Source organism: Microvirga massiliensis (assembly GCF_001006805.1).
Classification (GTDB): domain Bacteria; phylum Pseudomonadota; class Alphaproteobacteria; order Rhizobiales; family Beijerinckiaceae; genus Microvirga; species Microvirga massiliensis.
Genome location: NZ_LN811362.1, coordinates 230,537 through 252,593, shown reverse-complemented (window position 1 = coordinate 252,593; position 22,057 = coordinate 230,537). Strand labels below are relative to the sequence as shown.

Sequence of the window (22,057 nt, the reverse complement as noted above, 5' to 3'; positions counted from 1 at the left end):
ACGAGTACAGTCACAGGAGCTATTTTCGGAAGCAATTTCGGCAGCGGGAGCAACATGAGCTTGGGTTACTAAAAGCATCCCGACATGTTATTGGAAGGCACGACCGACGATAATACAAGTTTTCGTTTACGACAAATCGTTTGAATATTTACGTTGCACATTTTCGTAGATGTGATTTACTAGCCATTGTAAAAAGAGGACACCTATCAGTGATGCGAAGAGGCGAATTCATTACAGTGGATGATAGCGATGGATGTCAGCATCGCATCCGAATTCAAAGCATTCAGTGGCTCAGCGATACTGACCAGTGTCACGGCCAGATGCTGATCATTGCCGGTCGCACTGTTCACATTCCAGGACCAATGGACGAAGTTACGCTCCTCATAGAAGCATCCACAACGGGCAGTGCTGTTCAACGCGCCATCATGGGCAGCGGGAAGGCGAATCAACACACGAAGGCAACCCCAGATGTTGCTGAGAGCACTCCGAACGCCGGTGTAACAGAAAGCCGAAATCGACAGGCGGAGAGGACAGACAACCTCTCCTAACACCAGCAATCCAATGCGCCGCTACCACACCATTGCATGGGTGCCGGTGGAAATTCCCGCTGGCCGTACGATCCCGATAATCATCCTGGAGGATGGCTGTATTCTTTACGAGGCGTGGCGCTTCCTGAGTTGTCCCGCTAACCGCAGCAAGAGCAGCAGTTGGCATGAGAAGGCAGCGAGCTATCTTGGACTTTTGTACGATTATTTTCACGCAACCGAGTCCAGCCCGCTAACACCGAGCAGCGCAGATAGACTTCTCTCGAATTTCTTTTCCACACTGGACGCAGGTACGATCCAACCTGACGGATCGGACCCAACGGGCCTACGCTGGCGGCCAGCCTCAACTGCGGTCCGAAGCCATACTCGGACCATCGTTCGCGAATTCTGCAAGTACTGTGACGATCTGCTGGGTGATGAGAACGTACTCAGGCGAGGTCGATTTGCCCGAAGCTTGGAGCGCTCTCTTGCTCGCGAGCAGCGACCAGAACACAGCAAACTTTATCATCTCTGTTTGCGCCGTCCATCAATTGCACCAGACCGTGCCGCTAGAGCAATGAGGGCTCAGAAATCCAAGCGTGTCTCGGTTTTCCCGAGAGACCTATTGAAGCCACTGATCTTTGAAGGCTGCCGCCGTGCTCGTAGAGCAACCGACTTCGGCCACCCATTTCCGAACCAGTTCAACATTTGCTTGATGTTGAGCATCGTACTCCTAGCCGGATGCGGGATACGGAAGAGCGAGCTTTTCCACATCTTCGCGGACGACGTACGACTTGACGAAGTACGCCTCTATCACCCTGAGATGGGGCTTGCAGCCTGGAAAACGCAAGATGCCACGTTGCGTAGAGGATCGCGCCAGGAGTACCTAGCCGCAAAGTTCAATCTTCGCCCGCGTAGCCTGCTCCCAAAGGGACACGGAAATTTCAGCGGCTGGAAGAACTTGTTGCTTGATTATGGTTCACCAGAGAACTACGCCCGACTCTACTGGATATCAGATGGGCTCAAGAAGCTGTTCTACCGGCTTCATACTATTTACATCACGCACTTGCGACCTGTAGGGCTTTGCCACCCCTACTATTTCATTTGCCAGGATCACAAGAACTTCGGCGAACCCTGGACAATATCTGCATTTGATGACGCATTTGATGACGCTCTCTGCAAAATAAAGGAGAAGCGGAGCCGCGAGCGCGGAACCAATCCCCATGGACTCAGACACCTCTATGGACAGACGCTCACAGACTTGGGTGTCAGGCCAATCGTTATTCAGCACGCGATGCACCATCACAGCATTGAGTCTCAGATGGTTTACACCAGACCTTCTCCCGAGAAGATTACAAGAGCACTCAACGCCGTCGCCGGTTTTGAATCGGGCAAGCCGCCAGAGAGTCTTACGAACGAGTTTGAACCATATGACTGGGCCTGTGACCCATTGAAACTCTTCGCACCCTGGAACTTGGGAGCCCTTTGATGGATGCCTTGCACGTTATCAACGACGTACGCCCGTTTCCTGCGGGAGCACGAGCAAACCTGTCGTTATCATCGCTTGCGCTTACCGGTCCATCCCTAGACAGTTGGCGGGTATTCGCTCAATCCCTCGATGCAGACTTGGCCGGATATCAGAGCAGCCCTCTTAACTACAGGAAGGAGGTAAGGACTTACTTTCTTGCAGTGCAAGAGAATCTGCGTACTGCGAGCAGCAATGCGGATATTGGAGCGATCTTGAATGCGCTCGTCGAGGAAAGCGACCTCCGAGAGTGTCGTAATATCGAGATACGGCATCGTACGGGTTTGCGTTACCTGCTAGGGCGAGCAAGATACTCCGGACTGATCCTCTTCCCACTTGGGGCAATATCTACCTCCGCTGTTCCGTGGCTAAGGAAGGGTGCGGTCGGGGACCCCCCTGACGGAACTATCTATGGGCGTCTCCTGCCAGCTATAGCTGCTCTTGCCGAGAGCTATGACATCAATGAAAGAGACCAAGTCTTACTCCGCACCCTCTTCGGTCGCTTTGCTTTGGCTGTTGATGTGACTGACGTTTCTGACTTCGATGACACCTTTTATAACGCGTTCTGGCATTTTCTGGACGACAAACTACGCACGTCACTTTGTTCAGAAAAAAGCAGCCCGACTTGGTACTCTCGCGTACAAGGACTTTTCAATAAGATTTTCGAGTTCATGTATGTGATCGAGGCAGAGCGCGGCAGACCCATCTCCCCGGTTCCCAACTTCTCCTCGAAATATTGGCTTCGGGTAAAGCGCGCCAACGATGGGATTGGAGCACCGTCCTTCACATGGCTTGTGAAGGAGCGTCCGGACCTTAATGAGTGGGCGCAGAGTTTCTCATGGTACATTCAGTCCCAGCCACTCAAAAATCCCACGCATCTGGTTTCTGGATTGAAGAAATTCTGTAACTTCCTGATGTCTATGGATGCACCACCTACCTCGCCTGCGCTGGTTCAAAGGCATCACATTATACGGCGGAACGCCTCACAAAGGTTGACTTTCTACGAGTACCTTGGATCGAGTGGCGACTTTGAGAAGAAGATTGGATACGTTGCATTTACTCAGCTTCGGTCATTCTTTTCTCGTTGGCATGACGAGTTTGGGGACCACTCTCGAAGCTGGAGCAACCCAGTTTTAGAACACGATTTTGACCTTGCCTGGAAGCGCGGAAATCTCTCAGGAAAAACCAACAAGGAGGTATTGCCAGTACGGCTTATAAAATTAATGAAGGAGATCATCGTTGAAGATGATTACGCGTGGCCGAGAACGCTAGATAGCGATTATTGTACGGTCTACTCACCCAGCAACATCTACGAGCGTATCTGGTGCCCGGCCCGTGCCGTGGCTCTTCTCCTCCTTCTGACTATCCCCATCCGGACGATCCAGATGCGTCTGCTTGATTCAGGCGAGGGTGACGAATTCATCCCTCATCTCGCAACGAATGAGTTCATCCCTAATTCTAGCCCGATTTCTGAACCGGGAAGGCAAGAGGGCCTACTTAAACGAATTTATGATGGGACGACCCAGCGTTACTACACGGGCTTGCATATTACAACGAATAAGTCAGCCGCTCTAAGTTCCACCGAATTCGAGAGGCCGTATGACATCCCATGGCAATGTGATAGCTTGCTATCACACTTGGAATTTCTGTTGGACTGGCAACGCACGTACAATGCAGGGCCACGCAAATTGACCCGTCGCGATCTGTCGGACGTGAAGCTCAGGCCAAGTGAGGCGGCGAGGAATCTTCCGGGCTACTATTTCCTCTTCCGAGACCCGGCGAACAGGTCTGCGCCGAGAGATGAGCCTGTTCCCCACGGGCGCATGAGAAACTTTTTCCTGGCGGTCCTAGAGGAAGCGGAGCGGCGACTGAATGATGAAGGTGAAGGTGTTCAACTCGTCATCCGAACGAAACAAGGTTTGGTCTCGCCCTATTCCCTACATGGTCTCCGAGTTTCTGGCATTACTCACTTCGCCGAAGCGGGCGTACCAATTCAAGTCATCGCAGAGTTCGTAGCAGGTCACAGCACCCTGCTGATGTCTATTCATTATACGAAGTTCGGACCGAGCAAGATCACGGACATTCTCGATGAGGCCATGGACACGATAGAAGAGGGCTGGGAAGACGAATTAGTGACTGCTCTCAAGAACGGGAGCGCCGATTTTCTGTCGCGGACGGTTGCCAATGGCGATGATGGCTATCAACTGCTCAGAGACTCAACACCTGGAATTTGGTCCATCGGGATTGATGGAATATGCCCGACTGGGAGAGCGCTCTGCGATATAGGTGGAGAGCGCTTGTCATCTCACAATAATGCTTATTACGCACCAGTCCCGGGAGGGCCGAGAAACTGCGCACGATGCCGCTTCTTCATTACGGGGCCAGCATTCATCAACGGTCAGGTTGTCGCGTTTAACAATCTCGCATTTGCGATCTCAGAAAGGGCTAAAGACTTAGATCGCTTGAAGAGGAAAGTTGCAGAAGAGGTGACAAAGGGTACCGTAGGGAGGCGTCTTGAGCGATGGCGTACGCAGGTGGACGCATTAGAGATCGAGATCGACGAGATGCTAAAGACTTGGCAGGCTCGGTTCGCCTTGATCGAGAGGTCCCGTGCGCTTCTACACGCTTCAGAACGAGATGATAGTAATTCCCTGATCAGTCTCTCGAACCAGAGCGATCTTGAGCTTGTTCTTGAACACACCAGCGAGTTTGATCTTGTCGAGTTCGTAGCTCAGGCTTGCGAGGTATTCCCCGAGAAAGCCGAGCCATCTGCACCCCTGCGCAAAGGCAAAATTCTTGATCAGTTTCTCAAGCGGAACGGCTACGAGCCCTTTTTCTACGCCTTGCCGGACGAAGAGGCGCTCGCATCTGGCAATCGGCTCACACGGTTTCTTCAGGACAAGGTAGGAAGGGACCGGCTGCGCTCTTTGATGGATGGGCACACAACACTCAGATCACTAGGTTTGGATGCGGAATTTCAGAAACATTCGGGCTTGTTTGGGAATAAAGAGCGCCTTCTGATCCCAACTCAGAGTAGACCTAGAGCAAGCACTGAAACCGAGTAACCGACTGTGAGCCCGACTACTTCTGATCTGCTGGAGAGTGCAGAGTATCGACTTGCGCAGGCATTTCGCGATGAGTTGCTCGCCTTGACGACTGCGCGAGGTAGAGCAACCATCTCCCGACTTTGGGCTGCATGTGACGAGATGCTGAGGTCTGGAGAGACAATAACAGTCGCAGAGATCGGTCGGCGCTTAACGTCGAAGTATGGGGGACCAAAGGCTCAGAGTATCAGAGATCAGCCCTCCAGGCTTAAGCGGCTCGTTGACCTCTGTGCGGCTATCCAGCGGAAGAGCGAGGCCGAGCAACATCGAGTGAAGCTGGGCAGCATCGTACCTTTGATTACTGATAGTACGCTGCAAGCGCGAGTGCGGTGGCTGGAAGAGTCGAGTGCTAGAGATCGACAAGATGCGCTGGCCGCCAAAAGAGCTTTGCAGCGGCTCGCTCCAGTCCGGGACCTTACACCAGAGCAGTGTTACGGGCCGTTCCCACAAAATCCATCGTCCAGTTCAGGAGCATTGTCACCAAACCAAAGTACCCTATCGGAACCAGAGAAGCAGAGTATTCGAGACTTTCTGGACCCCACTTTTTTATACAACGAGGGCCTCAGGATTGACGAAGCTCTTGGTCTCCTCAATGACGAGACGGGCCGAATTGTTATGCCAGTTACGTTTGTTCGTGCGCTGCGTAAAATTTCCGGATCGTAGATGAGCAGCACTGGGCCACATTGCGTTTCAGACTTAACCTGAAGCTAGTCCTTGGAAATGGCCCGTCCGGCGTCTGTGATGAGGCGCAGACTAAGCCCTCCTCTATCGTTTGCGCTCGGTCATGCCTCATGGCCCCAAGGCGCGTGTACAGACGTATCCATCTCGACTTCAAAGTGCCGTCAGGGCAGAACCCATCTCAATTGGTGCGTCAAAATGTCTCTGGGGCAATGATCAACAGGTTAGTCACACCTTTCTGATCAAGACCCACAGGTTATTGGTCTCCCCCCAAGCCCCCCTCGCAAGGCAGGTCGAGCCAGCACCACCCTTTGTGCACTCCTGCAACTTTGTGGCACATGAGCAGCAGCAACTAACCTTTCAATATAGAAGATATAGGGGTATCTATGCCGGACTACCGAACTTCCCAACATAGTAGATGAGTGAGTTTTTTTGGTAGGTATCGCGGATTGTTAGACGGTCCGCTTAAGCTCCACAGAAACCAACGTCGTAGCCGCCTGCTCCCCCTGCAATCTCCGCAAGGGCGACCGCCTCCCCCGCGAGGTCCAGATGGTGCCCCGGCAGGCCCCCTTCGCGCCGACGCTGCACGATTTGCACGCCAACGGCCGGCATTTCCCGCCGAACTATCTCCACGAAAGCTGGCTCGACTATCTCTATTGGGACAGCGAGCTGGAGCCGTAGCGCAGATCGTCCAACCTCAGGCGGCCGAACGCTTCCGGTTCCCGGCGAGAGATGCACCGGCGAAGAGCACAGCTCCGAGCGAAATCACGACGTTCCAGCCGGCCAGCGACAGGCCGAGAAAGCGCCACGCCGCCTCCGTGCAGCTGACGACCCTGGTCCGCTCCAGCTGCTGCAGGAAATCATTCATCGAGCCCGTCGAGGCCGCACCACCTCCGCAATCGCTCGGCCCGAGCCAGAAGCCCCACTCCACGCCGGCATGGTAGATTCCGAGGCCGGCGCTTACCAGGAACACGATGACGAGAAGCCCAAGGGCGATCCGGCTCCATCGCGGGGGCGCCAGCGCAGCCGCGAGCCCCAGCGGGATCGCGAGATAATAGGGATTGCGCTGGAGAAGGCACAGCTTGCAGGGGGCGAGTCCGAGACCGTACTGGAACACGAAGGCACCGCCGATGGCTCCCGCCGCGGCGACGGCAATCGCAAGCCCGGTCTGCTGGAGGGTCAGGGGGAAGCGCATGGTGATCTGCTTCGGCGCAACGGAACAGCGACTTTCGCCAGGAGCAGAGGCCATAACGGGAAGCGGGCAAGTCGCCAAGGGACGGTATCGTCTCGCCTCTCACGAGGAGCCCTGACCGACCGACTGAAAATTCCGCGTGCCGTTTCGTTGACCGGCTTTCGCGGGCCATGATAGGTGCAGCTTATGCCCCTGTGGCGGAATTGGTAGACGCGCTCGACTCAAAATCGAGTTCCGCAAGGAGTGCTGGTTCGATCCCGGCCAGGGGCACCAATATCCGCAAGAAATTGTTATTTTTCAGCCGATGACGGCTCCCGCGAAGTTCACGGGCTACCCCCTGCGTCCAACGCGTGGGCAGTCGTGACTGCCGAATGTCGGCCTGTTCTGTCGAGCGGCTAGAGCACCCTTGTTGCTATGCGGAGAGCCTCGGGGTTGAGTGGTCCGAGGCATTCGGCCCACAAGACCGAATGTCGAAACGGCACAAAGAGTGCGCGAGGCGATCTCACCGAGTCGATCATCTGATACAATCCCTCCTGAGCGGATTTCATCCACGAAGCGTTCCATCCGACAGATCAGGTGATCAATGTTGGAAGCAAATCATGCCTGACTTACGTAATTTTGGGACAGCCTTCGCGACTCACTGGAACCAGCATGACACGGCTGCATTCGCCAATCTGCTCACGGGCGACGCGTAGATAGTGAACGTCGTCCGCATCTGATGGAAGAGCCGTGCCGACATCGAAGCTGCCTGTCGAGACGCTCACGATAACCGTTTCGCGACAGTCATCTGGCTGTCGGGGAGGCCTCGTCAGAGTGGTCGTCCCGGTCATTACGGTCCATGTTCCGTAGTGGCTCGGCGGTCGGCGAAACGCGGGCGGATTGCCTGACGATGAGCGTCGCGGAATCTTGCTGTTTCTGACCGTCCAGATACTGGATGGCTGGCGAATCCACACAGCCCAAAACGGAAATTGCCCTCGGTGTGGCGGGGCCACCCGCAACGATGGATCCGTCCGAAGCCAATTAGCGCGGTTTGGGACTTCGAAAGTTGCGTGCCGGCGACAGGTGCGAATGCTGTCGCCGCTGGGCCGCTACGGGCACTTTCGAGGGCCGGTCCTCAGTGTTGTCAGGCGAGCTCGATCCTGAGCCGAAAACCAACACCTCCTTGGGCGAATATCATTCATCCAGGGCGTCCTATCCAAAGCCGGCAGGGGGCCAGTTTTGGCCCGCGACATCAGCCGAAGAAAAACTGTCAGCGCAGATCGCTCTCTGTTGAAAGAACCGAAGGAGACGAACCAGTGTTGTGCCTTATTTCCTACCCATGTCGGGCGGCCGGCGACGGAGGTCGGGATGGTGAGCAGCTGGGGACTGAGATGGCGTGTGACGCGAACCGATTTGAGCGGGCGCATCCGCTACCGGGTCCAGCGCTTCACGAAGAAGATCGTCGTGCAGGTCGAGGTGAGGGTCTGGCTGGCCCACAAATCCAAGGAGAGCCTGACCAAATGCGAGATGTTCTGGCGGGATGCACGACCGGCAGACCTGATGAACCATGACGTGAGCAAGCTCCACGTCATTGCATCGGAGGTCTGACCGACAAATCCCACAGGTTCTGATCGGAATGGCCCGGAGCGCCTCACGGGATTGAACGAAGGCCGGCACCCGTCGTTGGACCGGATGAGCAGCGATGAGGTCGGGCGTGGCCCATTCCCATTCCGGCCCCGGTCATGCGGGGCACAGCCATTCACACGATATCAGCGACGAGCGCCGCCTGTTCTGGACCCTGCTCCTGACCGGCGGCTTCATGGTGGCCGAGGTGGCGGGGGGCCTCCTGTCAGGGTCTCTCGCCCTCATCGCGGATGCCGGGCACATGCTGACCGACACGGCCGCCCTGGCCCTGGCGTGGTTTGCAGCCCGGATCGCCCGCCGGCCAGCGAGCCCGCAGCGATCCTACGGCTATCATCGTTTTCAGGTCCTCGCGGCCTTCATCAACGGCGCCGCCCTAATAGGGGTCGCTGCCTGGATCGTGATCGAGGCCATCGCGCGGTTCTTCCGGCCCGTCGAGGTGCTCGGCAGCCTCATGCTCGCCGTCGCGGCCTCCGGCCTCGCGGTGAACGTCGTCGCCTTCCTGATCCTGAAGTCGGGCCATCGCGGCAATCTCAATATTCGGGGCGCCGTGCTCCACGTCCTCGGGGATCTCCTCGGCTCGGTCGCCGCGATCGTGGCGGCGGGGATCATCCTGCTGACGGGATGGATGCCGATCGATCCGATCCTCTCCGTTGTCGTGTCGCTTCTCATCGTGCGAAGCGCATGGGAGATCACACGAACATCCTGGCACGTCCTGATGGAGAGCACGCCGGACGAGTTCGACGTGGAGGCACTCAAGCACGAGCTGACCTCCGCGGTCCCGGGTGTCGTCGACATTCATCACATCCACCTCTGGGCGCTCACACCCGAGCGGCCCCTGATTACGTTGCACGCACGGATCGCGGACGACGCCGACCATGACGCGGCCCTGCAGGGCCTGCAGGCGATCCTGGCCGAGCGCTTCGGACTCGGCCACGCCACCATTCAGACGGAGCGCGGAGAATGTATCGAGACGAGGCGTTCTCGCATGGCCGGGGCACATGCACCTCACACGCACGGGCATGTCCACCCGTGAGCGGATCGCTAGCCGATGTACCGCTTGCCCTTGGCTTCAGTGCAATCAGAACCGCTCGCCGGCCGTGCCCTGAGACGCCGAGGCTTTGGCCTCCGCCCGCCGCCAGGGCCACCGTCCCTCGATCTCGACCTCCAGGGAGAAGCTGAGGAACGTGCGGATCAGGACGATGAGGCCGAGGATCGCGAGGTTTTCGAAGGAGGGCGTCACCGCGACCGTGCCGATGATGTCGGCCGCAACCAGAAGTTCCAGCCCGAGGAGGATGCCCCGTCCGAGATTGGCACGATAGCGGAGGAAGGCGGCCGGCCAGCCGACCGTCACGAGCCCGCCGTGGACGAACACGACGGTTGCGGCCGCTGCACCGATCACGATGATCGCGACCCCGGCAATCTCGATCCCGGTCGAGATCCACTCGAGAGCGGCATCGATCATCTCCCGGGGAGGTCCCGCCTCGGCCTGTCCCTGCGCGGAGAGATCGAGCGCAAAGGCAGACGCGCCGATCAGCGCGAACAAGGCGACGGCCGCGATGCGAAGCATGGTGCCTCCTCGAAGAGTCGGAGACACAACGGAACGCTGCGCGCGGAGTTCGATGTCCTTGCACGAGGAGTCTACGACAGCACCCGCGGGAAGCTGTGTTCCCGCGCCGGCCCACGATCACGCGGCCACAGCGATGGGCATCACTCGGGCTCGCCTCGGGACCACATGCTCTCGGCAACGATCCAGGCGAGCGGCACGACCAGCAGCAGTACGGGCCCGCTAGCGATCAGCTCGAGCGCCAAGGAGAGGACGTCCGTCCAGGTTTCCATCTGACTCAACCGTTGGAAGTGCAGGCACGCCCATACGGCAACGCAGCTTAATCCAGGCTGAACGGTCATTGCAGAATCCGAACGTCTCACACTCCACACGCAGGATAGGTGCCCAAGGGAGTCCGCGTTTGACCATTCCCCGAGAAGACGGCAACAGCGTCCCGATGCCTCCCTCCTCCAACCGCTCCCGTCAGATCGGGCTTCTTTTCGTTCTCATCACGGCGATCGGCTGGGGCCTGAATTGGCCGGTCATGAAGCTCGTCCTGCGCGACTGGCCTCCCCTCTTCGCACGGGGCGTTGCCGGCTCGTTCGCGGCCGCGGGGCTAGCCCTTGCCGCAATCGCCTCTCGGCAGTCCCTGGCTGTCCCGGCGAGAGCTCTCGTCCCGCTCTGCGCGGCAGCGGCGCTGAACGTCTTTGCCTGGATGGGTTTCTCGACCATGGCGATGGTGTGGCTCAGCGTCAGCGAGGGAGCGCTCCTCGTCTATACGATGCCGATCTGGGCCATGCTCCTTGCTTGGCCGATCCGTGGCGCGAGACCGAGCCTGCGCGGCATCGCAGCGCTGGTGCTCGGCATCTCGGGCCTGGCGGTGCTCTTCGGCGGGTCACACGTCCTGCTCGGATCCGATCGGTGGCCGGGCGCCGCGCTCGCCCTCGCGGCTGCGATCCTGTTCGCCCTTGGAACGGTGACCCTGCGTTCACCGTTGCCGCTGCCGCCGATCTCGCTCACGGCATGGCAAGTCGGCCTCGCCTGCTTTCCCATGATCATCCTGGGCCTGCTCTTCGAGGAGCCACGTTTCGAAGCGCTCACCCCGGCGGGCTTGGGGGCGATGACCTACATGACGGTCGTTCCGATGGGCATCTGCTATCTCAGTTGGTTCGCGGCTTTGCGGCGATTGCCGCCGACCACGGCCTCCATGGCGACGCTCCTGACGCCGGTCATCGGGGTCGTGGGCGCCGCGTTCGCCCTCGGTGAGCTGTTGGGCCTCAAGGAGGTCCTGGCTCTCGGGCTCACCCTGAGCGGCGTGGCAATTGCCCTTCGCCGCGAGTGACGACGAGAGCGCCGGTCCACCGGCTTTCGCGCGGTGAGTAGACCGGCCCGGGAGTAGAGCATTTCCCCCATTCGCCCTATTCTGGGCACCAAGTGCTTGAGTCTCGAACGTTCCAGGGGAATGCAATGAAAAAAGCGTCGGAATACCGGCAGCATGCCGCCGAATGCCGAGCCCTCGCTGCGCAGATGGAGCAGGGCGACCAGCGCGACCAACTCATGAAGATGGCGGAAACCTGGGAGAGTCTCGCGCAGGATCGGGAGCGTTTCAACCGCAAGCACCAGGACCAGCAGAACCGCTCAGCTGGCGGTCGGGATCCGGACACGCGCTGAAGCGCACCCGGTCATCCTGCACAGAGAGTTTTCCCGGAGAGCAAAGAGCACTTGAACCGCAAAGCGCCTGCTGGCGCTTTGCGGTTTTCGCCGAGAACGTGAGCGGTAATCGCAGTCAGCACTCGATCTTTTTCTTGGTCGTCGTGTCGCCGAATGCGTCCGTGCGCTGCTTCGTGGTCGTCTCGCAGCCGACGCTGCCCGTCGTCTCGACCTTCCGCTTCTCGATCACAACTGGATCATCCCGCTTCTCAATGACGGTGGTCGAGCCGGGATCGTGCTTATGGATCACCGTCGTGTCCTGCGCGAAGGCCACGGTCGCGAAGAGCGATGCGGCAGCAACAAGCACAAACTTCATGGTCGAATCTCCATTGCTTCGCTGCGGGAAACAATGCGGTGCCACGCTTGGGAGTTCCCACAGTGTCAGCAAGCACAGTTGCAAAAAAGCTTATCGGCGGCGCCGGAACGCTTGGCCGTTCGGCACGTTGTGTTGCCGATGAGCTTGGAGATAATCACCATGAGGAAAAGTCTTCTTACTATTACATGTCTCGCGGCATTCGCAATGCCGTTCGCGGCTTCTGCGCAATCGGAGGCCGGCGCGGCCGCGGGTGCCACGACGGGTGCGATCGGCGGCGCGGTCGTCGGCGGCCCGGTGGGAGCCGTGGTCGGCGGGGCGGCCGGCGCCATCATCGGCGGCCTTACGGCGGACCAATCCCGTCAGGTCAGGCAATATGTCATCCAGCAGGAGCGGCCCTCGGTACGGGTGCAGGAGCAGGTCGTCGTAGGGCAGCCGCTCCCGCGGACGGTAGAGCTCTATGAACTTCCTCCGGACGTCGGGGTTCAGACGGAATACCGCTATGGCGTCGTGAACAACCAACGCGTCATCGTCGAGCCGGGCACTCGGCGCGTCGTCGAGGTTATCAGGTAAGCTCCTGTCTGCGGCAGGTACGAAGAGCGGTCTCAGGGCCGCTCTTCCATTTTGCATGGCGATGAACGGCCGGGGCGGAACGCAGAGCTCCCGAGCGGGGCTCGTTGCGGTCGTGACACGTCCGTGCACCTCACTGGGTGTCGCTCACCAAGGCGATCAGGATCGAAGCCCGCTTGGCCCGACGATTACTTCAGAATTTTCCACCGTCGAAGACCGCCAAGCTATTCATCTACTATTCATCTTGAAAATCGGCGATCACTTCTCCGGCACTACTTTACTGCAGAGGAACGGCTGTCGACCGCTGCGCGTTGACTTCGGCCGGGCGGGAACCGTCCGGAGCAATGGAGGTATCCATGCGTATCGGTTTAGTCAGCACTGTCGCCGCAGCCGCGCTGTCTCTGAGCGTCGCTGGCGTCATGGCACAGTCGAGTTCCGGAACATCCGGCTCCTCCGGGTCGATGGGCTCCGGGTCCATGAGTTCGGGATCGGGTTCGGGTTCGATGGATTCCGGCCCGTCCGGGACATCCTCTCCGGGGGTCCGAACCCCGTCGGGCCAGAGTGGCATGTCCCAATCCGGCAGCTCGGCGGCCGCGCCGAGCGGATCCCAGAGCCAAGGCAGCTCCGCCCAGTCGAATGGCTCGGCGACCGCGCCGCGAAACTCGCAATCGGCCACCGGAACGATGAACCGCGGATCGACATCCGGAACGGCGGAACAGCGCCACTCCGGCACCAGCACGAGCACTCACGCTGATACGAAGACGACCGGCAGCACGTCTGCGCCCACCTTGACGACCCAGCAGCAGACCGAAATCCGTCAATCGATCACTAAGGTCGACGTCAAGCCGGTCACCAATGTGAGCTTCTCGGTCAGCACGGGCACCGTAGTCCCGGCAGACGTGCGTCTCCATGAGCTTCCCACAACGATCGTGAAGATCGTGCCGGCCTACCGAGGCTATCGTTTCATCGTGGTCGGAAACGACATCGTCATCATCCAGCCGAAGACACGCCGCATCGTCGAGGTCATCCACAACGCGGCGTAACGGCTTAAAGACATGATCGGCCTAGCATCCCGCGTTGCCGGTCATTCGATGAGGCGCGCTCATTCTCATGGGCGCGCTTCATTGCAGTGAGATGAGCAGATTGCTTCACTTCGTTCGCAATGACGGGGTGGGCGTGAAGACGCGAGGAGCACTGCCGGAAACGAGAGCAGGCGCTGGGTCCTCCTCCGTCTTTGCGAGCCGCAGGCGAAGCAATCTACCCGTCGACGGATGGATCACTTCGCCTGCGGCTAGCAGTGTCAGGGTGGATGACTTCAGACGAAACGGAAGTCGCCCGTCATTCTGCGGCGCCGCGATCCTGTGAGACGTTCACGAGGGGGTGGAACGCCGAGACGACCGACTCATAGACGTCGCGCTTGAACGGGATGATGAGCTCCGGGAGGCGCTCCATGCGCTCCCATCGCCACTCGTCGAATTCCGGCTTGTGGTGCCCGCCCCCGGGCTCCCGGATGTTGATCTCGCTCTCGTCGCCTTCGAACCGGAAGGCGAACCATTTCTGGCTCTGCCCGCGGTACCGCCCGCGCCAGGCCCGCCCGGCAACGACGGCGGGAAGATCGTAGCAATACCAGTCCGGCGCCTCCGCGAGGAGACGGACCGAGCGCACGCTCGTTTCCTCGTACAATTCCCGGAGCGCGGCATCGAGCGGCGCCTCACCGGGATCGATGCCGCCCTGCGGCATCTGCCAGGCATAGCCGTCGGCCACGTGCTCTCCGCCGGCCTCGGATTTGCGGCGGCCGACGAACACGAGATCGTCCTGGTTGAGCAGCATCACGCCGACACAAGCCCGGTAGGGAAGGCTCGTGAGCGAACGGGAGCGGGAGCGATTGCGCCCTTTCATCACTCGCCTGCCTCCTGCAGAGCACTGACCGGCACGAGCGCGACGCCCCGTTCGGCGAGGCCCTGGGACCAGCGCGCGAGGGCCTCGATGCTGCCGGGCGTCACCGAAGCGGTCCCGAGCGCAACGCCTTGCTCACCTGCGAGCTTCTCGAGCCGCGCGAGCTCCCCTTCCATCGCATCCGGCCGGGGGACGGCGTCGATGACGATATCGGCCCGCCGCGTCGCGGCTGCGCCCATGCGCCCGCTGCGCACGATCGAACGGCCGGAGCGGCCATCGTCCACGAAGGTCAGGCCGCGTGAGGCGATTTCCGTGAGCACGGGCGCGAGCGCCGCCTCGTCGACCGTGACCTTGGCCCCCATGAGGGTCACGAGGCCGGTATATCCCGCGAAGCGCCCGAGGACCCAATGCAGCCGCTCCAGGTTCTCGGCCGCGGAAGCCGCTACCGTGATCGTATGCGGCCCCGGATCACTGTCGGGATAATCGAAAGGTTCGAGCGGCAGCTCCAGCATCACCTCATGGCCGTCCTGACGGGCTCGCCCGACAAGGCGGTCGAGGTCGCTCGCATAGGGCGCGAAGGCGAACGTGATGTCGGGAGGCAGACGCGACATCGCCTCGAGGGTGACCGCCTCGCCGGTCCCGAGACCGGTGACGAGGACCGCGATCCGCGGCTGCGCCGGGGCGGCTGTAGCCGGACGGGCATAGACGAGGGCAGGCATAGCCCCGTCGGAGCCGATCCGCGGGAGCGGCCCGAAGCGGCTCCGCTCTACGAGGCGAGGATCGGGAGCCGGCGCCAGGGCTCCGTGAGCCGTGGCTGGCGTGGTAGCAGAGGGCGCCGGTGCTGGATCGGCCGCCACCGGCGGAGCGGGTTCCGCCCTCCGGATCACCGCGACGGCCGGCGGGCCGGACGGGGAACCGAGCTGCAATCCGAAGACCGCCAGGCCGACGCCGAGAACGAGGCCGGCCACCAGCAGCAGCACGGCGCGGCCGCCATATCCTGAATTCGTGCGTGGGGCAGGCCTGATCGATGGTTTCACGGGCTCGGGCATCGCATCCGGACGGGCGCCACCCCTCCAAAAAGGACGGAGGACGCCCGAATCATAGGGATTTCGGGCGCCATGTTGATGGCACGTGCTTCATCCGCCAACAAAGAGGAACGTTAAAAAATTTGGCCGCTGCAGACGGATCCGCAGCGGCGCTCCACACATCAGCTCGGCTTCAGAGCAGTCCGTCCCGGAGCGTGGCGTTCGCCACCCGCTCCGTGAGCCCTTCAGTTCTGGACCTTCGTGGGTGGCGCACTCGCGGCGTCCTTGCGCAGGCCATGCATGTATTCGACCGCCGCGATGAGTTGCTTGTCCTTGCTGCGATCCGGCGGAATGTAAGCGGAAGACCCGCCCTTCTCCTCCTTCTCGCCGCCATTGGTGAGATGCCCGCGCAGGCCGGCCTCGCCCTTGGTCTCGTCCTTGCCCTTCAGCTCGTCCGGGATGTCCTGCTGGACCTCGATGTCCGGATCGATGCCCTTGGCCTGGATGGAGCGCCCCGACGGGGTGTAGTAGCGGGCCGTGGTGAGCCGGACGGCGCCGTTGCCGCCGAGCGGGATGATCGTCTGGACCGAGCCCTTCCCGAAGGAGCGGGTGCCCATGACGGTCGCCCGCTTCTGGTCCTGCAGCGCACCGGCGACGATTTCCGAGGCCGAGGCCGAGCCGCCGTTGATCAGCACGATAACCGGCTTGCCCTTCGTGAGGTCACCGGCCTTCGCATTGAAGCGCTGCGTTTCGTCGGCGTTGCGGCTGCGGGTCGAGACGATCTCGCCGCGCTCCAGGAAGGCGTCCGAAACCATGATGGCCTGGTCGAGCAGGCCGCCCGGGTTGTTGCGGAGATCGACGATCCAGCCCTTCAGCTTGTCCGGGCCGATATCGTTCGTGAGCTTGTCGATCGCCGACCGGAGGTTGTCGTAGGTCTGCTCGTTGAACTGCGTCACGCGCAGATAACCGACGTCGTCGCCCTCGACCTGCGCGCGCACGGGCCGGATCCGGATCGTCTCGCGGGTGAGCTTCACCTCGATCGGATCCTTCTGGTCCTTGCGCTGGATCTTCAGGCGCACGGAGGAGTTCACCGGGCCGCGCATCTTCTCGACGGCCTGGTTGAGGTTGAGGCCCTGCACGGGCTCGTCATCGATGTAGGTGATGATGTCGTTGGCGAGGATGCCGGCGCGCGCCGCGGGCGTGTCGTCGATCGGCGTGACGACCTTCACGAGGCCTTCTTCCATCGTGACCTCGATGCCGAGGCCGCCGAACTCGCCGCGGGTCTGCACCTGCATGTCCCGGAAGCTCTTGGCGTCCAGGTAGCTCGAATGCGGATCGAGCGAGGTCAGCATCCCGTTGATGGCCGCCTCGATGAGCTTCGATTCCTCGGGGCGCTCCACATAGTCGGTGCGTACCTTCTCGAACACGTCGCCGAACAGCGAAAGCTGCCGGTACGTTTCCGCCGAAGCCGCGACCGCATTCGTGCTCGACAGGAGCGCGGTCTGCGACACCAGGGTCGCGGTACCTGCGCCGACGGCGGCGCCAATGAGAACGAGAGAGAATCTGCGCATTACCCGCGAACCTTTTCGCTGTGCGGTTTCGCCCACCAGGGCCCAGGATCAATCGAACCGCCGTCCTTACGGAACTCTACATAGAGAACGGGTTCAGTCGTTTCGAGAGCGCCAGCCGCCGGCGAGACCGGGGATGCCTGGCCCATCGTGGCGACAGGCTCCCCGGCAAGGACGAACTGGCCGACCTCGACGGCGATCCGTTCCATGCCTGCCAGAAGGAGATGATACCCACCGCCGGCGTTGATGATCAAGAGTCGTCCATAGGATCGGAACGGGCCGGCAAAGACCACCCAGCCATCGGTCGGAGATACCACGACGGATTTGGGCCGCGTAACGAATGAAACGCCGCGCGTCGTTCCGCCATAGCCATCGGAGGCGCCGAACTCGCGGACGACCTCGCCGCTGACGGGCTTCGGAAGGAGGCCGCGCGCCTCCACGAAGGGGATCTTCGGCGCCAAGCGCGCCGGATCCCGGAAGGCGGCCTGGGCGAAGCGCTCGCGGACCGCCGCGGCCTGGGCCTCGGCGGCCTTCCGGGCCTCCTCGGCAGCCTGCCGCGCAGCGGCGATCTCGTGCTCCATGCGGGTGATCAATTCCTTGAGAGAACCGGTCTGGCGGGCCAGCTCGGCCGCGCGCTCGCGCTCCGAACCCATGCTGCGCTCGATCTCCTGGAGCTGCTCCTGGCGCTCGTCCATCAGGCCCGTGAGGCGCTGCTGCTCCTCGAGCAGCCCGGCGATCTCCGTCCGCAGGGTGACGCGATCCGTGTTGATGGCCTCCTTGAGCCGCACGAGCTCGCCGAGATCGACCGCGAGCGTCTCGGTCTCGGCGCGCAGTTCGGGCAGGACGGCGCCGAGCAGGATCGAGGCGCGCACCGCCGCGAGCATGTCCTCGGGGCGAACGAGCACCGCCGGCGGCTGCTTCCGCCCCATGCGCTGCAGAGCCGCGAAGACTTCCGCGATGACTCCGCGCCGGCTCTCGAGAGAGCGGCGAATGGCGGTCTCGCTGGCGGACAGCGTCGTGAGGCGCTGCTCCAGGGCGCGGATGCGCTCCTCGGCCTCCTGGGCCCGCGCTGCGGCATCGATGAGAGCCTGGTTGAGGCGGGTCCGGTCGCCCCGGATGCCGGCCAGTTCCTTCTCCAGCCGGGCGCGGGCTTCCTCGTTGTTTGCGAGAGCCTCCTCGAGGGATTTCAGCTCCTGCTCGCGCCGCGCCTTCTCCTCCGCCGTGGCCTCGACGGAGGCCGGCGTTTCCGCCGGGGCGACCTGCGCCAGGGCAGGTCCCGCCAAGCCGGCGAGCACGAGGAGAACAGGCAGAGGACGCACGGCTTTCACGGAATTCTTCGGTCCCGGACGATGATTCGGACTCTCTCCGAGAAAGGTGAGCGTTCTATGATCGGCGGCGCTCGGCCGCTCACGAGGGATCCGACCCTGCCCGGTGATAAGGGTGCCCGGCCAGGATCGTGAGCGCCCGATAGAGCTGCTCGACGACCAGGACGCGGACGATCTGGTGCGGAAGGGTGAGCGCGCCGAAGGACAGGATGAGATCGGCCCGGTCCCGGACGCGCGGATCGAGGCCGTCGGGGCCGCCGATCACGCAGGCGAGCCCCGGACGGCCGGCATCGCGCCAGGCGGCGATCCGCTGCGCGAAGGTTTCACTCGAGATGGATCGGCCGCGCTCGTCGAAGGCGACGAGCGCGAAGGAGCCTGCCCGCGACAGAAGCTGATCGGCCTCCTCGCGACGTCTCTCCTCCTCGCGGCGCGCCCGGCTCTCGGCCCAATCCACGAGATCGGGCCCGGAGAACCCGAGACCGCGGCCGATCCCCTCGGCCCGTTGCCGGTAGCGCTCGACGAGCTCGCGCTCCGGGCCGCTCTTCAGACGGCCGACGGCAAGGACGGCAAGCCGCACGGCCGTGATCGGGTTTTAAGCCACGCGCTCGGCCGGACGGTCGGCGCCCCACATCTTCTCGAGGTTGTAGAAGCCACGCACCTCGGGACGGAAGATGTGGATCAGGACGTCGCCGCCATCGATCAGCACCCAGTCGCTGGCCGGCAGGCCCTCGACGCGCAAGCTCCCGAAGCCCTTGTCCTTGAGGACTTCGAGCACGCGCTCGGCGATCGCGCCCACGTGGCGGTGGGAACGGCCGGAGGTGACGATCATGGTATCAGCGATCGAGGTTTTGCCCACGAGATCGATTTCGACCGTATTCTCGGCCTTCATGTCCTCGAGGCACTGCAGGGCGATTGCCCGCATGTCCTCCCCGTCGGAAGCCCTCGCTCCGGAGGGAGGGAGAAGCGGATTCACGTCCACTTCCATCATGGAAAGTCGGTTCAGTTCCAGACCCTCAAAATCAGCGCATCACGTGCGCCGCACCGGTAAGATAGTATCGGGCGGCACCCCTTTTCAACACACGCAGCGGAAGGAAGTTCGCCGCGGGCCGGGCGATGGAGCGGGGCTCGGGGTTGCGGGTGTGCATATCCGGATATGGTAGCGCCGGCACCTCGCCCGCCCTTTCGGGGCGACCTCTTCCACAGGGGGCGAGGTTAAGACAAGTCACTGCAGACACATTACATTTGAGCCATTTGGGTTCGTTCTGCCAAAACGGGGCGACCTCTCTCGCAAAGAGCGCCCGAGGGCGGCAACGCCAAGCTATCATAAGGAAACTTCACAGTTTCAACAACAGGATAGCGCAGCGGTTCACCCCTCACCCGGACGCTTCGCGTCCGACCTCTCCCACAAGGGGAGAGGCGAGGCTTCACCTCTCCCTCGATGGGAGAGGTCGACGCCCGCAGGGCGGCGGGCGAGGGTGGCGGCGCCGCGTCGGGTGTCATGTGACATTCGCGCCGGCTCCCCCTTTGTCGAATTCACGGCCCGCCGCAGGGCCGTGGAGGAGAGCGTCGAGCGTGGGCCGTGGAGAAAGACCCAGGCGGGCGGCTCGCGGTCCGCCAGGGAGGCCGCCTCCTCTTCCGGGATTCTCGCCCGGGCGAAGCGCCGCGCCGTGCGGCCCTGCAGGGGGCGGAGCGTGAAGCCCGGGCGGTCGACGATGGCGATCGGCACGAGGGCGGCGATCCGGTCCCAACCTCGCCAGCGGTGAAAGCCGAGGAGATTGTCCGCTCCCATGATCCACACGAAGCGAACGGCGGGATAGCGCTCCCGCAGGATCGCGAGCGTGTCGACCGTGTAGCGGGAGCCGATCTCCTCCTCGACGGTCGTGATCCGGATGCGCGGATCGCGCGCGACCTGTCGCGCGGAGGCGACGCGCTGCGCCGTCGTCGCCAGCTCGCGGGTATCCTTGAGGGGATTTCCCGGCGTCACGAGCCACCAGACCCAGTCGAGCCGCAGGCGCTGCATCGCGAGGCGGCTCACATGCAGGTGGCCCGCATGGGCAGGGTTGAACGACCCGCCGTAGAGGCCGATCCGCAGGCCGGGAGCGAGCGGCGGCAGGTGCAGGGGCAGGCCGCTCGCGTTGCGGCGCAGCATCATGCGAAGCGCCAGCTGCGGCGCATCACGGCCGCGTCTGCCCGGCGCCGTGCACGCGATACTTGAACGAGGTGAGCTGCTCGACGCCGACGGGGCCGCGGGCATGCATCCGCCCGGTCGCGATGCCGATTTCGGCTCCGAACCCGAACTCGCCGCCATCGGCGAACTGGGTCGAAGCATTGTGGACCACGATCGCGGAATCGACCTCGGCGAGGAAACGTTCCGCCGCCGCCACGTCGTCGGTGACGATCGAATCCGTGTGGTGGGAGCCGTAGGTCTCGATATGCGCGATCGCGGCCTCGAGGCCGGGCACGACCCGGCAAGCGATGATGGCGTCGAGATATTCCGTGCGCCAATCCTCTTCGGTCGCCGGCGTAACCCGGGGATCGACCGCGAGGGTCGCGGCGTCGCCGCGCACGGCGCAGCCCGCATCGAGGAGCGCCCGCACGAGCGGCGCGACATGCGTATCGGCGCAGGCCTCGTCGACCAGGAGCGTCTCGGCCGCGCCACAGATGCCGGTGCGGCGCATCTTGGCGTTAAGGACGATCCGCTCCGCCATCGCGAGGTCGGCCTTCTCATGGACGAAGACGTGGCAGACGCCCTCGAGATGCGCGAAGACGGGCACCCGCGCCTCCTCCTGCACGCGCTCGACGAGGCTGCGACCGCCGCGCGGCACGATCACGTCGATGGCGCCGTCGAGCCCGCCGAGCATGGCACCGACGGCCGCCCGATCCCGTGTCGGCACGAGGCGCACGGCGGAGGCGGGCAGGCCGGCTTCGGCAAACCCCTCCCCCATGGCTTCGGCGATCGCGAGCGCGCTGCGGAAGCTCTCCGAACCGGTGCGCAGGATCGCGGCATTGCCGGCCTTCAGGCAGAGCGCGGCGGCATCGGCCGTCACGTTCGGACGGCTCTCAAAGATCACGCCGATCACGCCGAGCGGGGTCGCGACGCGCTCGATCACGAGGCCGTTCGGACGCTCGAAGATGGCGAGCACGCGGCCGACCGGGTCCGGGAGTTCCGCCACGGCCTCGACGGCCGCGGCGATCGCCTCGAGGCGTGCAGGATCGAGCACGAGGCGGTCGACGAAGGCGGCCGCCTGTCCACGGCCCTTCGCCTCGGCGACGTCCTGGGCATTCGCCGCGAGGATCTCCGCCGCGCGGGCGCGGATGCGGGCCGCCATGGCGCGCAGGGCCGCATTGCGGGTCTCGGCCGGAGCCAAGGCCACTGCCCGCGAAGCCGCCCGGGCCTCCCGGCCGATGCGGCCCATGAGGGTCACGATATCCTCGCCTTCGATCACCCTGACTGCGTCCAT

General features: G+C 62.2%; 21 protein-coding genes, 1 tRNA gene and 2 pseudogenes. 11 read left to right on the top strand and 13 right to left on the bottom strand.

Annotation, left to right across the window (positions count from 1 at the left end; translation table 11 throughout):
• Positions 1-1,149: 1,149 nt before the first annotated feature.
• The 4 genes and pseudogenes from BN1233_RS48675 to BN1233_RS32085 all read left to right on the top strand — a co-directional run.
• Positions 1,150-2,013, top strand: a complete 864-nt coding sequence (locus BN1233_RS48675; RefSeq protein WP_187144421.1) for a tyrosine-type recombinase/integrase — start codon at positions 1,150-1,152, stop codon at positions 2,011-2,013.
• Positions 2,013-5,114, top strand: a complete 3,102-nt coding sequence (locus tag BN1233_RS32090; protein ID WP_046867696.1) for a VPA1269 family protein — start codon at positions 2,013-2,015, stop codon at positions 5,112-5,114. The genes BN1233_RS48675 and BN1233_RS32090 overlap by 1 nt, the downstream gene beginning before the upstream one ends.
• A gap of 6 nt (positions 5,115-5,120) precedes the next feature.
• On the top strand, positions 5,121-5,816 hold the full coding sequence (gene gmtX / locus BN1233_RS51325) for a gamma-mobile-trio protein GmtX (protein ID WP_425311759.1): 696 nt from the start codon (positions 5,121-5,123) through the stop codon (positions 5,814-5,816).
• A 486-nt stretch (positions 5,817-6,302) separates the two neighbouring features.
• Positions 6,303-6,512, top strand: a pseudogene (locus tag BN1233_RS32085) (HNH endonuclease); the annotation flags it as partial.
• A 16-nt stretch (positions 6,513-6,528) separates the two neighbouring features.
• Here BN1233_RS32085 and BN1233_RS32080 read toward each other — a convergent pair.
• Positions 6,529-7,026 (bottom strand): disulfide bond formation protein B, encoded by a 498-nt coding sequence (locus BN1233_RS32080; RefSeq protein ID WP_046867695.1) that lies wholly within the window; start codon positions 7,024-7,026, stop codon positions 6,529-6,531.
• Between the two features lie 185 nt (positions 7,027-7,211).
• Between BN1233_RS32080 and BN1233_RS32075 the strand changes: the two genes are divergently transcribed.
• The 3 genes from BN1233_RS32075 (at position 7,212) to BN1233_RS32065 (ending at position 9,679) form a co-directional block, all read left to right on the top strand.
• Positions 7,212-7,296: transfer RNA gene (locus BN1233_RS32075), tRNA-Leu, on the top strand.
• Positions 7,297-8,370: 1,074 nt separating this feature from the next.
• Positions 8,371-8,610: a hypothetical protein gene (locus BN1233_RS32070; RefSeq protein WP_046867694.1), complete on the top strand. Its 240-nt coding sequence runs from the start codon at positions 8,371-8,373 to the stop codon at positions 8,608-8,610.
• A gap of 106 nt (positions 8,611-8,716) precedes the next feature.
• Positions 8,717-9,679 carry a cation diffusion facilitator family transporter gene (locus tag BN1233_RS32065; RefSeq protein ID WP_046867786.1) on the top strand — a complete coding sequence of 321 codons (963 nt, stop codon included), beginning with the start codon at positions 8,717-8,719 and terminating at the stop codon, positions 9,677-9,679.
• Positions 9,680-9,724: 45 nt separating this feature from the next.
• Here BN1233_RS32065 and BN1233_RS32060 read toward each other — a convergent pair whose 3' ends face one another.
• Positions 9,725-10,213, bottom strand: coding sequence for a DUF1622 domain-containing protein (locus BN1233_RS32060; RefSeq protein ID WP_342341679.1), 489 nt, complete (start codon positions 10,211-10,213; stop codon positions 9,725-9,727).
• A gap of 140 nt (positions 10,214-10,353) precedes the next feature.
• Positions 10,354-10,482, bottom strand: coding sequence for a hypothetical protein (locus BN1233_RS50660; RefSeq protein WP_280139459.1), 129 nt, complete (start codon positions 10,480-10,482; stop codon positions 10,354-10,356).
• Between the two features lie 128 nt (positions 10,483-10,610).
• Between BN1233_RS50660 and BN1233_RS32050 the strand changes: the two genes are divergently transcribed.
• Both BN1233_RS32050 and BN1233_RS32045 read left to right on the top strand, forming a co-directional pair.
• Entirely contained in the window at positions 10,611-11,531 is a 921-nt protein-coding gene (locus tag BN1233_RS32050; protein ID WP_342341678.1) for a DMT family transporter, read from the top strand.
• Positions 11,532-11,656: 125 nt separating this feature from the next.
• Positions 11,657-11,860 carry a hypothetical protein gene (locus tag BN1233_RS32045; RefSeq protein WP_046867691.1) on the top strand — a complete coding sequence of 68 codons (204 nt, stop codon included), beginning with the start codon at positions 11,657-11,659 and terminating at the stop codon, positions 11,858-11,860.
• A gap of 115 nt (positions 11,861-11,975) precedes the next feature.
• On the opposite strand, the gene BN1233_RS32040 is transcribed toward BN1233_RS32045, so the two are convergent.
• The gene (locus BN1233_RS32040; protein ID WP_046867690.1) at positions 11,976-12,215 is read right to left on the bottom strand and encodes a hypothetical protein; all 240 of its coding nucleotides are present in this window, start codon (positions 12,213-12,215) and stop codon (positions 11,976-11,978) included.
• A gap of 159 nt (positions 12,216-12,374) precedes the next feature.
• Between BN1233_RS32040 and BN1233_RS32035 the strand changes: the two genes are divergently transcribed.
• Entirely contained in the window at positions 12,375-12,785 is a 411-nt protein-coding gene (locus BN1233_RS32035; RefSeq protein WP_046867689.1) for a DUF1236 domain-containing protein, read from the top strand.
• Positions 12,786-13,059: 274 nt separating this feature from the next.
• Here BN1233_RS32035 and BN1233_RS48670 read toward each other — a convergent pair whose 3' ends face one another.
• Positions 13,060-13,521: a hypothetical protein gene (locus BN1233_RS48670; RefSeq protein ID WP_187144420.1), complete on the bottom strand. Its 462-nt coding sequence runs from the start codon at positions 13,519-13,521 to the stop codon at positions 13,060-13,062.
• A gap of 49 nt (positions 13,522-13,570) precedes the next feature.
• On the opposite strand from BN1233_RS48670, the gene BN1233_RS48665 reads away from it, so the two are divergent.
• Positions 13,571-13,825 (top strand): DUF1236 domain-containing protein, encoded by a 255-nt coding sequence (locus tag BN1233_RS48665; protein WP_052764017.1) that lies wholly within the window; start codon positions 13,571-13,573, stop codon positions 13,823-13,825.
• Between the two features lie 295 nt (positions 13,826-14,120).
• On the opposite strand, the gene BN1233_RS32020 is transcribed toward BN1233_RS48665, so the two are convergent.
• The 8 genes and pseudogenes from BN1233_RS32020 to BN1233_RS31985 all read right to left on the bottom strand — a co-directional run bounded on the left by BN1233_RS32020 (position 14,121) and on the right by BN1233_RS31985 (position 22,057).
• The gene (locus BN1233_RS32020) at positions 14,121-14,681 is read right to left on the bottom strand and encodes an RNA pyrophosphohydrolase (protein WP_046867687.1); all 561 of its coding nucleotides are present in this window, start codon (positions 14,679-14,681) and stop codon (positions 14,121-14,123) included.
• Positions 14,681-15,727: a divergent polysaccharide deacetylase family protein gene (locus tag BN1233_RS32015; protein ID WP_052764016.1), complete on the bottom strand. Its 1,047-nt coding sequence runs from the start codon at positions 15,725-15,727 to the stop codon at positions 14,681-14,683. The genes BN1233_RS32020 and BN1233_RS32015 overlap by 1 nt, the downstream gene beginning before the upstream one ends.
• 221 nt (positions 15,728-15,948) lie before the next feature.
• Positions 15,949-17,274, bottom strand: a complete 1,326-nt coding sequence (locus BN1233_RS32010; RefSeq protein ID WP_046867686.1) for a S41 family peptidase — start codon at positions 17,272-17,274, stop codon at positions 15,949-15,951.
• Positions 17,274-18,599: a murein hydrolase activator EnvC family protein gene (locus tag BN1233_RS32005; protein WP_046867685.1), complete on the bottom strand. Its 1,326-nt coding sequence runs from the start codon at positions 18,597-18,599 to the stop codon at positions 17,274-17,276. Before BN1233_RS32005 ends, BN1233_RS32010 begins: the two co-directional genes overlap by 1 nt.
• A gap of 79 nt (positions 18,600-18,678) precedes the next feature.
• Entirely contained in the window at positions 18,679-19,173 is a 495-nt protein-coding gene (rlmH, locus tag BN1233_RS32000) for a 23S rRNA (pseudouridine(1915)-N(3))-methyltransferase RlmH (protein WP_046867684.1), read from the bottom strand.
• Positions 19,174-19,188: 15 nt separating this feature from the next.
• A complete protein-coding gene (gene rsfS / locus BN1233_RS31995; RefSeq protein WP_074078411.1) occupies positions 19,189-19,581 on the bottom strand; it encodes a ribosome silencing factor in 393 nt (130 codons plus the stop codon).
• A 540-nt stretch (positions 19,582-20,121) separates the two neighbouring features.
• A pseudogene (locus tag BN1233_RS31990) lies at positions 20,122-20,745 on the bottom strand (nicotinate-nucleotide adenylyltransferase); the annotation flags it as partial.
• A gap of 25 nt (positions 20,746-20,770) precedes the next feature.
• Positions 20,771-22,057 carry a glutamate-5-semialdehyde dehydrogenase gene (locus BN1233_RS31985; RefSeq protein ID WP_046867683.1) on the bottom strand — a complete coding sequence of 429 codons (1,287 nt, stop codon included), beginning with the start codon at positions 22,055-22,057 and terminating at the stop codon, positions 20,771-20,773.

Bases quoted from the DNA above. Each gene is read 5' to 3' on its own strand.
- BN1233_RS32090 (WP_046867696.1), top strand. From the start codon at position 2,013: ATGGATGCCTTGCACGTTATCAACGACGTACGCCCGTTTCCTGCGGGA.
- BN1233_RS32080 (WP_046867695.1), bottom strand. From the start codon at position 7,026: ATGCGCTTCCCCCTGACCCTCCAGCAGACCGGGCTTGCGATTGCCGTC.
- BN1233_RS32070 (WP_046867694.1), top strand. From the start codon at position 8,371: ATGGTGAGCAGCTGGGGACTGAGATGGCGTGTGACGCGAACCGATTTG.
- BN1233_RS32060 (WP_342341679.1), bottom strand. From the start codon at position 10,213: ATGCTTCGCATCGCGGCCGTCGCCTTGTTCGCGCTGATCGGCGCGTCT.
- BN1233_RS50660 (WP_280139459.1), bottom strand. From the start codon at position 10,482: ATGGAAACCTGGACGGACGTCCTCTCCTTGGCGCTCGAGCTGATCGCT.
- BN1233_RS32045 (WP_046867691.1), top strand. From the start codon at position 11,657: ATGAAAAAAGCGTCGGAATACCGGCAGCATGCCGCCGAATGCCGAGCC.
- BN1233_RS32040 (WP_046867690.1), bottom strand. From the start codon at position 12,215: ATGAAGTTTGTGCTTGTTGCTGCCGCATCGCTCTTCGCGACCGTGGCC.
- BN1233_RS32035 (WP_046867689.1), top strand. From the start codon at position 12,375: ATGAGGAAAAGTCTTCTTACTATTACATGTCTCGCGGCATTCGCAATG.
- BN1233_RS32020 (WP_046867687.1), bottom strand. From the start codon at position 14,681: ATGAAAGGGCGCAATCGCTCCCGCTCCCGTTCGCTCACGAGCCTTCCC.
- BN1233_RS32015 (WP_052764016.1), bottom strand. From the start codon at position 15,727: ATGCCCGAGCCCGTGAAACCATCGATCAGGCCTGCCCCACGCACGAAT.
- BN1233_RS32010 (WP_046867686.1), bottom strand. From the start codon at position 17,274: ATGCGCAGATTCTCTCTCGTTCTCATTGGCGCCGCCGTCGGCGCAGGT.
- rsfS (WP_074078411.1), bottom strand. From the start codon at position 19,581: ATGGAAGTGGACGTGAATCCGCTTCTCCCTCCCTCCGGAGCGAGGGCT.
- BN1233_RS31985 (WP_046867683.1), bottom strand. From the start codon at position 22,057: ATGGACGCAGTCAGGGTGATCGAAGGCGAGGATATCGTGACCCTCATG.